This window comes from Kushneria avicenniae (assembly GCF_900112585.1).
Lineage (GTDB): Bacteria > Pseudomonadota > Gammaproteobacteria > Pseudomonadales > Halomonadaceae > Kushneria > Kushneria avicenniae.
Genome location: NZ_FOLY01000001.1, coordinates 373,780 through 386,127 on the forward strand (window position 1 = coordinate 373,780; position 12,348 = coordinate 386,127).

Sequence of the window (12,348 nt, forward strand, 5' to 3'; positions counted from 1 at the left end):
GCCGACGATTTTACGTTGATTAGTCCGATACTTATGAATCGCTACTATAAGCCAGTTGTCGGCAGCAGTAAAAACCGCACCCGATGCGGCAAGTCATTGTGTGGAGCCCTGTCTGATGCATCCTGTTGCCCTGATTGATCAGTGGGCGCATAACCCGACAGTTCTGGTGCTGATTGTCGGGATGGTTGCCCTGCTCGAATCGCTGGCGGTGGTCGGTCTGATCATGCCGGGCGTGGTCATGCTGACGGCCGCCGCGTCACTGGCTGGTCACGACCATGTTTCGATCATGACGCTGATGATCAGCGCCTTCATCGGCGCCGTATTGGGTGACGGTCTGAGCTACTGGCTCGGGCGCAAGCAGTGCGATCGCATCCGCAGCTGGTGGCCATTCAATCGGCATCCCGAGTGGGTCGACAAGGGCGAGCGATTCTTTACTCGCCATGGCACCCTTTCGGTGGCCTTTGGCCGCTTTGTGGGCCCGGTGCGTCCTATCATTCCCATGGTGGCCGGCATGATGCATATGCCACCGGCACGCTTTCTGACCGTCAACGTGATCTCGGCTCTGCTCTGGGCACCCGCCTATCTGTTGCCCGGTTACTATCTGGGCCGCAGCTGGCAGCGACTGATCCATCTGCCCCCCGGCACCGAGCAGTGGCTCTCGGCGCTGCTGTTCATGCTCATCGTGCTCGGCTTTGCCCTGTCATGGCTGCGACGTCAGTTCGATCGAGACAGCCGTATCTATCGTGGTCTTTTGATGAGGGCACGGCGTTACCGTCTCTCGCGACGGCTCTGGCTGAGCCTTCGACAAAAACGCATTGGCGGTGAAGTACCGCTGGCGTCCATTGCACTGCTACTGGCAGGAATTGTGGCCTTCGCTGGATGGACCTGGCTGGTAGCGGGCCTTCAGCAACCGCTGTCGCTTGACGTTGCAGCGCGCAACTTCTTTTCACGGCCGGACAACGTTGCCCTGATGCGCGCCTCGACGCTGCTTGATCGTATTGGCGATGCCATCGGCATCATGGCCATGCTTTTGCCATGGCTTTTATGGCTTTTATGGCGAAAGCGCCTTGCCGCCCTGATCCACTGGGGGGGCGCCATGGCACTGCTGTCCTTCAGCAACACGACGCTCAAGCATTGGGTGGGCCGTGCCCGGCCCGACACGCCCGAGCATCTGGTTGGATCTTTTTCCTATCCGAGCGCCCACACTTCGACCGCTGTCGTGTTCTGGGGACTCAGCGCCGCTTTCATTGCCGAGGGGCTTTCAAGCCGTGCTCGACGCTGGCCCTACTGGATCGCCATCGTGATCGCCAGCATTGTCGCCCTGTCGCGGCTGACCTTTGGCGTTCACTGGCTCAGTGACCTGATCGGCGGCGCACTGCTGGGACTGGTCATCTGCGGCGCAACCCGCATCAGCTACCACTTCTTCGCCCATCGCTATCTTGCAGGTGCCGTCAGCCACCGACAGCTGGCGCTGCTGACGCTGGCCTCCGTGGTACTGGTAACCGCACGAATCCTGTGGCTGCCCGCCTTTTAACCGGCCCCTGTTTCAAGGTACAGAAGTTCAAGGCACAGAGGTTCAAGGCACAGGAATTCAGGGCACATAGCTTCAAAGCGCCTATAAAATGCCGGCGCGCCACGATATCGTGGCTCGCCGGCGTGGGGACGACATGCCCTGTCAGGCATCGGCCGTCTGCCCGTAACACTGCTCAAGCGCGTTCAACAGCCGCTCATGAACGTTATCAAAACCGCCATTGCTCATTATGACGATGCGATCACCCGGACGCGCCTGCGCCACCAGTGACGTAATCAACTGCTCGGTGGTGGTCACTGCGTATGCCGGCACCGAGCATGCCTCGGCCACGTCGACCACCGACCATCCCAGCGTCGCCGGCTGATACCAGTAGACCTGATCGGCACTGGTCACGCTTTCCGGCAGTCGGGCCTTCATGGTGCCCAGTTTCATGGTGTTGGAGCGCGGCTCGATAACGGCAATCAGTCGCCCCTCGGACGGCACGGCGCGCAGCCCCTCGAGTGTCATGGCGATGGCCGTCGGATGGTGGGCGAAATCATCAATCACCTGGATGTCGTTGACGCATCCGCGCACCTCCTGTCGGCGCCGTGGCGAGGCAAACGTGGCCAGCGCCGCAGCGGACTGCTCGGGCGTCACTCCGACAGCGCTGGCGGCCGCCATCGACGCCAGCGCGTTGCGCCGGTTGTGCTCACCGCTCATGCCCCACTCGACCGTCACCGCCCCCTGCGGTGCGCTGACAGCAAAATGCCGCTCATCGGCGCCATCAGAGAGCCGCCACTGCGCCTGCTCTGTACGGCCGAAATGCGCCACCGGGGACCATACCCCCATCTCCAGAACGCGGGACAGCGCGGCCTCGTTATCCGCCACCACCAGCTGTCCGTTGCCGGGCACCAGACGCACCAGATGGTGGAACTGTCGCTCGATGGCGGCCAGGTCCGCGAAAATATCGGCGTGATCAAATTCCAGATTGTTGAGCACCGCCACTTCCGGCAGGTAGTGCACGAACTTGGAGCGCTTGTCGAAAAAGGCCGTGTCGTATTCATCGGCCTCGATCACGAAAACACCGCCGGGCGTGCCGGCACGCGCCGAAATGCCCAGATTGCGCGGCACACCGCCGATCAGAAAGCCCGGGGACAGTCCGGCCTGCTCGAGGATCCACGCCAGCATGCTGGCCGTGGTCGTCTTGCCATGGGTACCCGCCACCGCCAGCACTCGCCGCTTTTGCAGCACGTTGTCTGCCAGCCACTGAGGCCCGGAGGTATAAGGAATGCGCTGGTTGAGAACGGCCTCGACCTCGACGTTGCCGCGCGACAGCGCATTGCCGATGATGACCAGATCAGGCCTGGGCGTCAGGTTGGCCGCATCAAAGCCGTTGCCGGCGTCGATACCGTGCGCGGCAAGCTGAGTACTCATGGGCGGGTAAACGCCCTTGTCCGAGCCGGTGACCCGATGCCCGAGTTCGCGTGCCAGCAGCGCCAGGCTGCCCATGAACGTGCCACAGATGCCGAGAATATGAATATGCATGAAAAATAGGGCTCTCCGTCAAAAGCCGGATCAGCCTAGCATGGCCCGTGAATCGACGTCAGGCTCCGCTTGACCTGCCACGCCTGCATCTCTGACTGGATCAGGACTGCAGGTAATGGCTATGATCGCCCCACGGGCCATGCCCGATGCCGACCATCGACCGGCTGACCGATCAACAGCAGCGCTGCCCACAAGAGGTGCGCCACGTTGCCGAGAGACAAAGCGGTCAGCCACTGCGGCGCTGGTCGACCTTCATTCATAAGAAGCAGGAAGCTCATGACCTCCAACAACGCCTTTTACGCGCAATCAGGTGGTGTTACGGCCGTTATCAATGCCAGTGCCTGCGGCGTCATCGAGACGTGCCGCAAGCACAGCGATCGCATCGGCACCCTCTATGCCGGACACAACGGCATTATCGGTGCCCTCACCGAGGAGCTGATCGACACCAGTCTGGAGAGCGACGAGGCCATTGCAGCATTGAGACACACGCCCGGCGGCGCCTTTGGCTCCTGCCGCTACAAGCTCAAGGATATCGAGACGCACCGCAGTCAGTACGAGCGTCTCATCGAAGTCTTCAAGGCACACGACATTCGCTACTTCTTCTATAACGGTGGCGGTGACAGCGCCGACACCTGCCTGAAGATCTCTCGTCTCTCCGAGCACATGGGTTATCCGCTGCAGGCGATCCATGTCGCCAAGACCGTTGATAACGACCTGCCCATCACCGATAACTCACCGGGATTTGGCTCGGTCGCCAAGTACATCGCCACCTCGACTCGTGAAGCGGCGCTGGACATCGCCTCAATGTGCTCGACGTCCACGAAAGTATTCATTCTGGAAGCCATGGGGCGTCATGCCGGCTGGATTGCAGCCGCGGGTGCACTGGCCAGCGACACCAACGACGGCCCGCCGCACATGATTCTGCTGCCGGAGGTGCCCTTTGACCGTCAGCGCGTCATGGCCCACATCGATGCCGCGGTCAAAAAGCACGGCTACTGCGTGGTGGTGGTCTCTGAAGGAGCACGCTATGAAGACGGCACTTTTCTGGCCGACGCCGGCAACACCGACGCCTTCGGTCACCGCCAGCTTGGCGGCGTAGCCCCCACGCTGGCCGGCATGGTCAAGCAGGATCTGGGCTACAAGTATCACTGGGCGGTCGCCGACTATCTGCAGCGCGCCGCACGCCATCTGGCCTCGGCGGTCGATGTTGAACAGGCCTACGCCGTGGGTCAGCGCGCCGTCGAGTGTGCCCTTGAAGGCAAGAATGCCGTCATGCCGGCCATTCAGCGCGACAGCGAAGAGCCCTACAGCTGGTCGATCGTGGATGCCCCGCTGGAGCGGGTGGCCAATCAGGAAAAGTTCATGCCGGCGGAGTACATCCGTGAAGATGGCTTTGGCATCAACGATGCCGGGCGTCGCTATCTGAGCCCCCTGATTCAGGGCGAAGACTTCCCGCCCTTTGAAAACGGCCTGCCGAAGGTGGCCAGCCTGCGCCTGGAACAGATCGCCAAAAAGCTGCCCGAGTATCATCTCTAGGGAAGCCGCCAGGTCTTTAACGCCCCTGTCGGCGAGATGACTCAAACCCCCGGCCACTATTGTCAGTGGCCGGGGGTTTTTCATGCCTTGCGTTGAATGGAAGGCCCTACTGGAACATCATGATGACCACCAGCAGCAACAGTGCGGCCGCAATCCCCTGCCACAGACGAAGCGTTCCCTGCCGCGGCGCGGCGGGCTGTCGCTTCTCGGGTAAAGAGACCATATCATCCGCGCCACCCTCATCGGCCGATGCCGTGGCATGGCGCAGCGCCTGAACCAGCTCGGACAGGCGCCTGAAACGCAGCGCTCGACGCGGTGACAGCGCGCGTTCCAGCGCAATGTCCAGAGACGCCGGCACACGCGGATTGATCCGGCGAGCTGGACGATAGTCCAGCGTCGACAGGGCCTCTTCGCTATCGAGCGTGTCGGGTGCAATGGCATAGGGCATGATGCCGGTCAGCAGCCAGTAAATGGTCGAGGCCAGCGAGTACTGATCGCTGCGACGACTCACCCCCAGTTTCAACGCGTATTCCGGAGCGCTGTGCATGCCCAGTCCGCCATCGCGGGCCAGCGCCAGCGCCGCGTTGTTGTCATCATCAAGGCGGCGGGCACAGGCACCGAAATCGATCAGCACGACCTGTTCATGCTGATCGATCATGATGTTATCGGGACGTATGGCCTGATGGAGAATGTCGCGACGGTGCAGCGAATGGACGGCGCGGGCCAGCTGGCGCGCGATATCAAGACGCTGATCGATGCTGGCCTCGGGGTGCTGCTCCAGCCAGCGATCCAGCGGCAACCCCTCGACGGGCCGCATCAGATAATAAAGATGCCGACGAGGGCGCGGCGGCGACACAACCCTGACTACGAAGGTAGAGCGCACTCGCTCGCCGATCCACTGCTGGAGCAGAAAATGCTCCAGATAGGTATTTCTGGACGACAGTTCGGGACTGGGTACCTTCATCACCATCCGGCGCAGCGAGGTTTCGTCCCTGACGCCATAAACGTGTGCCCGCGCCGTTCTGGAAATGATCGACTCGATCACAAAACCGTCCAGCCGGTCGCCCACTTCGAGCTCGGCCGGAATCGGTAGCTGACCGGGAAGCTGGACAGGCGATCCCATGTCCTCTTCGGGCAGTGCATCAATGCGCACCAGCTGAAAGCAAAAGGTTTCGGCACCATAGCCGCGCGCTCCGGCCCGCTCGCGCGCCATGTCGGCCAGGCGTTCGCAGGCCGCATCAAGGTCGCTGTCCCTTTGACGAATCGCGTGCACGTAGTCGGTGGGGGTAAGCGTGCCCCGTACTGCCTGAGAAGTGAACAAAAAGACATCGCCCTGCTTGAGCGGCAGGCTCATGTGATCGATGTCGATGTTGTTGTCCATGCCCAGCGCACGGGAGGGATAGCGATAGCCGCCCAGATCCGTGACATGATCGCGCGAGAGCTGCTCGAACTCGGCGCCGCGCAGGCGAAAGACCAGCGTGTCGCCCATATGAAACAGAAAGCTTTCACGGCTACGGAAAATAACGGCCGACAGCGAGCTGATATAGCTGCCGCCCTGAACGTAGCGGCTCTGGCTGTAACACCAGCCATTGAGCGCGCGCAGCACTCTCGTGGCCGAAGTCTTGATGTCCCAGTGATCGGGTGTTGAGTAGTAGTCGCTGAGAAAGCCGCGCACTGAAATATCGCTCGCCTGACGGGCAATGGCGTTGCGCCAGGTGGAGTCCGCAATGATCGCACAGGCGCCCTTGCTTTCGAGCTGACGAGCATTTTCGGGGATCTGGACCGACATCGAGGAGCGATGACGGCGATGATCGGGCGCCACGAACGCATGCCCAAAACTTAGTGACAGGCCACTTTGCACGTTACTGGCATCCTTTTTTACGAGGCAACGGATTTATCGTATTGTGCGGATCGGGAGCTGCCGATCGAGGGGATTGGTAATCGTGCTGCCTGGTTCGTATAATTTTCCACGATTTTCACTCTCGAATTTTCACCCCGCAAACGCAAGGACTCGATCGATGAGTTTCGACAGGATCCCCGCCGGCAAGGATGTCCCCCACGATCTGTTCGTGGCGATTGAAATTCCGGCCAACCATACGCCGATCAAGTATGAAATCGACAAGGATCTCGACGCGCTGCTGGTCGATCGCTTCATGCCGACACCGATGTTCTACCCGGCCAACTACGGTTTCATCCCCAACACGCTGGCCGACGACGGCGACCCGCTGGATGCACTGGTCGTCACGCCCTACCCGGTACAGCCCGGCAGCGTCATTCGTGCACGCCCCGTGGGCATCCTGCACATGACCGATGAAGCCGGTGAAGACGCCAAGCTGGTCTGCGTGCCCCATCAGAAGCTTTCCGCCGCCTATGACGATGTCGAGGAAGTGACCGACCTTCCCGAGCTGCTGCGTCAGCAGATCGCGCATTTCTTCGAGAACTACAAGGATCTTGAAAAGGGCAAGTGGGTCAAGATCGACAGCTGGGGCGACAGGGCCGCGGCCATCAAGGCCATCGAGAAATCCATCGATGCCTTCCAGAAGGAAAGCAACTGATCATCTTTTCCTGATCCGATGCTCCCCGAAGGACTGATCGGCGAACCCTTTCGCTGAAAAACTGTCTTTCCATCAACATGTCGCGGTGCAGCAGCGCCGCGACATGTTTTATTCACCCCCACTGTCCTTCACCTTCGGCATTATAAATGCCAGCGCTGCGGAGTTCATGATGGCGCGCGCCCTGTTTTCATTGATCGTCATACTGCTGGTAATGATGCTTTCAACCTCGGCACCCGCCGGCAATTTTTTCTCTTCAAGCGATGACAGCACCGCCGTCGAAGGCGCCAGCCACGTCGAGAATGACAGCGCGTCCGGCATGCCGTGGCAGAGCTCCTCCAGAGACGCCAGCACCAATGGCGACTTCCTGCCTGTCGATCAGGCATTTACCTACAGGGCATGGCGTGAAGGCAATACGATCAAGGTGGGATTTGCCAGCGCTGATGACTACTATCTCTATCGACATCGCTTCAACATTCAAAGCGATCGCGACGATGTCCGGCTGAGCGAACCTGATGTTCCGCGCGGTGAAGCCATTCACGACGAGTTTCTGGGCGATGTCGAAGTTTTCCATCACCCCCTGATCGTCACCGTCACGCTGGAAACACCGCTGCCTGACGATGCCCCGATCCCGCTTCGCGTCGATTTTCAGGGGTGCGCCGAGGCGGGCCTTTGCTATTCGCCCGAAACGAGACATATTCAGGCCGCTGTCGGCAACACGCCCGAGCGCTTTGCCAACGCTTTGATGCCGGGCGACCCGCCTCCCGACAGCAATGAAGAGCGCAGCGACGAAGCTCCGAATGGCACGGCGCTGACCGCGCTGCCGGGTCAATCCAGCCTGCCGCTGATGATGGGTCTTTTCCTGCTGGCCGGACTCGGGCTTGCCTTCACGCCCTGCGTGCTGCCCATGCTGCCCATCGTGACCACACTGGTAGTTGGACAGAATGCGAACAGGCGGCGGGCGCTGAAGCTTTCCTCAGCCTATGTGGCCGGTATGTCACTGACCTACGCCGCCCTGGGCACCCTGATGGGCCTTTTCGGTGCCGGTCTCAACCTGCAGGCCAGACTGCAGTCGCCCTGGGTGCTGGTGCCCTTTGCCTTTCTGTTTCTGGTGTTTGCCCTGTGGCTGCTGGATGTCTGGCAGTTCTCACCGGGCACACGCTTTCAGCAGCGCATCAATGGCTGGCAGGATCAACTGCGTCGGGCGGGGCTGCCGGGCGCGATGCTTGCCGGTGCGCTGTCTACCCTGATTGTCTCTCCCTGCATCTCCGCACCGCTGGCCGGCGTTCTGGTCTACCTGTCGGCGGGCTCGGACCCATTGACCGGCATGCTGGCGCTGCTGGTGCTGGGGCTTGGCATGGGCCTTCCCCTGATCCTGGTCGCCACGCTCGGGGCCGGCTGGCTGCCGCGCCGTGGGCCCTGGATGGAAGGCGTACGTCAGCTTTTTGCCGTGGCGCTGGCAGGCGTTGCCCTGTGGCTGCTGGAACGGCTGCTGCCCGATACGCTGTCACTGGCCCTGTGGGGCGGACTTGCGGTATTGACCGGTATGGGCATGGGCGCTCTGTCACATGTCGTCAACACGCTCTGGGGCCGTCTGCGTCAGGCGCTTGCGCTGATGATCACGCTCTGGGGCGCACTTTGCCTGACTGGCGCCGCCATGGGCCATGATGATCCATGGGCACCGCTGGCAGGTCACAACATGACCTCAACCGACAGCCGCCATGCGACACTCGACCTGACCACCGTGACAACCCGTGAGGCACTCGATCGCCGGATCGATCATGCCGACAGGCCCGTCATGATTGACGTCTACGCCGACTGGTGCATCAGCTGCCGACGCTTTGAGCGTGATGTGCTGGAAAATCCCGACATCCGCACCCGACTACAGGGTCTTGATCTGATCCGGCTGGATGTCACGGACAACGACAGCGAGGCGCGTGCGCTGCTCAAGCGCTACAGCCTTTTCGGCCCGCCCGCCCTGCTCTTTTTCAGCAATGGAAAAGAGATGCGTTCACTGCGCACCCAGGGGGAAATCAGTCGCGAGCAGATGAGTAATCTACTCGGGAAAGTCGCGGAAAATACCTGACCGGATTTCATCCTTATCGTTTTGTGACTTTCTGGACACCGTTCGCTTTTTTCGGCAAACTCCTCCAACACATTTGCGGCGGTGTGATCGTCTGAGATCATGTCGCTATCTTGCCGGTTGGCCTTCAGGTTAACCATGAGGCGTCAGAGGGCACGCCCGCTGCCTGATGACAGGGTTTATTTTCCGTACCCGTGTAGAACGGGCCACGATCGATCAACAGGTATTGTCATGGACATTCGCAAGGTCAAGAAGCTCATCGAGCTGCTGGAAGAATCCAACATCAGCGAAATCGAGATTCAGGAAGGCGAGGAGTCCGTTCGCATCAGCCGTAACCTGCCCGGGCAGCAGGGCCAGGCCATGATGCCCCAGGCACCGATGGGCTATTATCCGCAGCCCCAGCAGCAGGCCCCTCAGGGGGCTTCCGGCGGCGCACCGGCTGCTGGCGCTGCCGAAGAGTCCGCCCCTGCCGTTCCGGCCGGTCATCAGGTGCTCTCTCCCATGGTAGGCACCTTCTACCGCTCTCCGGCACCCGGTGCCAAGTCCTTCGTCGAGATCGGCCAGAGCGTCAGAAAGGGAGATACCATCTGCATCGTTGAAGCCATGAAGATGATGAACCAGATCGAAGCAGACAAGGACGGCGTGATCGATGCCATTCTTGTCGAAGATGGCGAGCCGGTCGAATTTGACCAGCCCATGATCATCATTGCCTGACAGGACTTCAGCATGCTGGAAAAGGTACTGATCGCCAATCGCGGCGAAATCGCACTACGCATACTGCGCGCCTGCAAGGAGCTCGGTATCAAGACAGTAGCGGTCCACTCAAAGGCCGACCGCGACCTGATTCACGTCCGCCTTGCCGATGAAGCGGTATGCATCGGCCCTGCGCCCTCCCCGGCGTCGTATCTCAACATCCCGGCACTGATTTCAGCCGCCGAGGTCACGGATGCCACTGCCATCCATCCGGGTTACGGCTTTCTCTCCGAAAACGCCAACTTCGCCGAACAGGTCGAGCGCTCGGGCTTTGTCTTTGTGGGCCCGACCGCAGACGTCATTCGCACCATGGGTGACAAGGTCTCGGCCATCGAATCCATGAAGAAGGCCGGCGTTCCGACGGTACCAGGCTCCGACGGCCCGCTGCCCGACAACGATGCCGAAATCGTCGAGATCGGCCGTCGCATCGGCTTCCCGGTGATGATCAAGGCCGCCGCCGGTGGCGGTGGTCGCGGCATGCGCGTGGTGCGCGAGGAGTCGCAGCTGGTGTCAGCCGTTGCCGTCACCAAATCGGAGGCCAATGCCGCCTTTGGTAGTGATGTCGTCTATATGGAGAAGTATCTCGAGCGTCCGCGCCACGTTGAGGTACAGGTGCTGGCCGATGGTCAGGGCAACGCCATCCACCTTTATGACCGTGACTGTTCGCTACAGCGTCGTCATCAGAAGGTGCTCGAGGAAGCGCCGGCGCCCCATATTGATGAGAAGGCCCGCGAGAACGTACTCAAGGCCTGCGTGGATGCCTGTATCGAGATCGGCTATCGCGGCGCCGGCACCTTCGAGTTCCTGTATGAAAACGGCGAATTCTTCTTTATCGAGATGAACACGCGTGTTCAGGTGGAGCATCCAGTCACCGAAATGGTCACCGGTGTCGACATCGTCAAGGAACAGCTCAAGATCGCCTCCGGCATCCCCCTGTCCATTCGTCAGGAAGATGTGGTGATCAACGGTCACGCCTTCGAGTGCCGCATCAATGCCGAGGATTCGCGCACCTTTATCCCCTCGCCGGGCAAAATCAGCTTTTACCACGCCCCCGGCGGCCTGGGCGTGCGCATGGATTCGCATCTGTATACCGGCTATACGGTGCCGCCCAACTACGACTCCCTGATCGGCAAGCTGATCACCTGGGGTGAGCATCGCGAAAGCGCGCTGACGCGCATGCAGAACGCACTGGACGAGCTGCTGGTCGAGGGCATCAAGACCAACATCGATCTGCAAAAGGATCTGGTACGCGACCAGGAATTCCAGCGCGGCGGGGTCAACATCCACTATCTTGAAAAGAAACTGGGCCTGCACTGATATCCGCTGCCCAGCGGTCATGGTACTGGACCCATCAGGGGGCGATCGCATCGCCCCCTGATGCTTTTATGGCAGATTTGACTGTCTCTCACCCGGCTTGAGGAGGCCTTATGGCCTGGCTTCAACTCAGGGCGCATATCGCGCCTGAACACGCCGAGCTGCTCGAAGAGCTTCTGACCAACGAGGGTGCTCAGGCCATCACGCTTGAAGACGCCGTTGATGACCCGGTTTTCGAGCCCGAGCGTGGCACTACCCCCCTGTGGAATCAGACCGTTCTGACCGGTCTTTATGACAATCTCGAAGGCGTCAGCGACATGCTTGATCGGGTGCGCGAGCGCTGGGCAAGCGCCGTCGGCGATGAGCCTTGCCCCGAGATCGAATATGAGGTGCTCGAAGACCGCGACTGGAGCCGTGAATGGATGGACGGTTTTGAGCCCCTGAAGATGGGACAGCGCCTGTGGATCGTGCCCAGCTGGTTTGATCCGCCGGAGATCGATGCCGTCAATCTGATGCTCGACCCGGGCCTTGCCTTCGGCACTGGAACGCATCCGACCACCGCACTGTGCCTGCAGTGGCTGGATGAACTGGCCGTGGCCGGTGAACTCGAGCAAAAGCACCTTATCGACATCGGTTGCGGCTCGGGCATTCTGGCCATTGCCGCGCTCAAGCTGGGGGCCGCTCACGCCGTCGGTACCGATATCGACCCGCAGGCCCTGCTGGCCAGCCGCGACAATGCCGGGCGCAACGAGGTAAAGGAGCATGACTTCGACCTGTATCTCCCCGAACAGGCCCCGCAGGAACGCTTTGACGTGGTGGTGGCCAACATTCTGGCCGGACCGCTGGTCGAACTTGCCCCCATGATTGCCGGCCATGTGGCCCAGGGCGGTCGCCTGGCACTCTCGGGCATTCTGTCGCACCAGGCCGACGAAATCCTTGAGGCCTATCGTGATCAGGGACTCTACATGAATGAGCCCCGCGAGCGTGAAGGCTGGGTCTGCGTCGAAGGCTATCGCCCCGGCGAGGCCGGCTGAGCACCATTCTTTCGGCGAAGC

9 protein-coding genes are annotated in these 12,348 nt (G+C 60.9%); 7 read left to right on the plus strand and 2 right to left on the minus strand.

Going from position 1 to position 12,348, the window contains the following annotated elements:
- Positions 1–115 precede the first annotated feature (115 nt).
- Positions 116–1,534: a bifunctional DedA family/phosphatase PAP2 family protein gene (locus BM079_RS01785; protein WP_090130214.1), complete on the plus strand. Its 1,419-nt coding sequence runs from the start codon at positions 116–118 to the stop codon at positions 1,532–1,534.
- A gap of 141 nt (positions 1,535–1,675) precedes the next feature.
- Here BM079_RS01785 and mpl read toward each other — a convergent pair whose 3' ends face one another.
- Positions 1,676–3,055, minus strand: coding sequence for a UDP-N-acetylmuramate:L-alanyl-gamma-D-glutamyl-meso-diaminopimelate ligase (mpl, locus tag BM079_RS01790; RefSeq protein WP_090130216.1), 1,380 nt, complete (start codon positions 3,053–3,055; stop codon positions 1,676–1,678).
- 276 nt (positions 3,056–3,331) lie between these two features.
- On the opposite strand from mpl, the gene BM079_RS01795 reads away from it, so the two are divergent.
- Positions 3,332–4,591, plus strand: a complete 1,260-nt coding sequence (locus BM079_RS01795) for a 6-phosphofructokinase (protein ID WP_090130218.1) — start codon at positions 3,332–3,334, stop codon at positions 4,589–4,591.
- A 106-nt stretch (positions 4,592–4,697) separates the two neighbouring features.
- On the opposite strand, the gene BM079_RS01800 is transcribed toward BM079_RS01795, so the two are convergent.
- Positions 4,698–6,380: a bifunctional protein-serine/threonine kinase/phosphatase gene (locus BM079_RS01800; protein WP_090130780.1), complete on the minus strand. Its 1,683-nt coding sequence runs from the start codon at positions 6,378–6,380 to the stop codon at positions 4,698–4,700.
- Between the two features lie 229 nt (positions 6,381–6,609).
- Here BM079_RS01800 and ppa point away from each other — a divergent pair, with 229 nt between their 5' ends.
- The 5 genes from ppa to prmA all read left to right on the plus strand — a co-directional run bounded on the left by ppa (position 6,610) and on the right by prmA (position 12,327).
- A complete protein-coding gene (gene ppa / locus BM079_RS01805) occupies positions 6,610–7,146 on the plus strand; it encodes an inorganic diphosphatase (protein ID WP_090130220.1) in 537 nt (178 codons plus the stop codon).
- A gap of 103 nt (positions 7,147–7,249) precedes the next feature.
- Complete coding sequence (gene dsbD / locus BM079_RS01810) at positions 7,250–9,229, plus strand: protein-disulfide reductase DsbD (RefSeq protein ID WP_090130222.1); 1,980 nt, start codon at positions 7,250–7,252, stop codon at positions 9,227–9,229.
- Positions 9,230–9,457: 228 nt separating this feature from the next.
- A complete protein-coding gene (accB, locus tag BM079_RS01815) occupies positions 9,458–9,940 on the plus strand; it encodes an acetyl-CoA carboxylase biotin carboxyl carrier protein (protein WP_090130224.1) in 483 nt (160 codons plus the stop codon).
- Positions 9,941–9,952: 12 nt separating this feature from the next.
- Positions 9,953–11,296: an acetyl-CoA carboxylase biotin carboxylase subunit gene (gene accC, locus BM079_RS01820; RefSeq protein ID WP_090130226.1), complete on the plus strand. Its 1,344-nt coding sequence runs from the start codon at positions 9,953–9,955 to the stop codon at positions 11,294–11,296.
- A gap of 110 nt (positions 11,297–11,406) precedes the next feature.
- Complete coding sequence (gene prmA / locus BM079_RS01825) at positions 11,407–12,327, plus strand: 50S ribosomal protein L11 methyltransferase (RefSeq protein WP_090130229.1); 921 nt, start codon at positions 11,407–11,409, stop codon at positions 12,325–12,327.
- Positions 12,328–12,348: the final 21 nt, after the last annotated feature.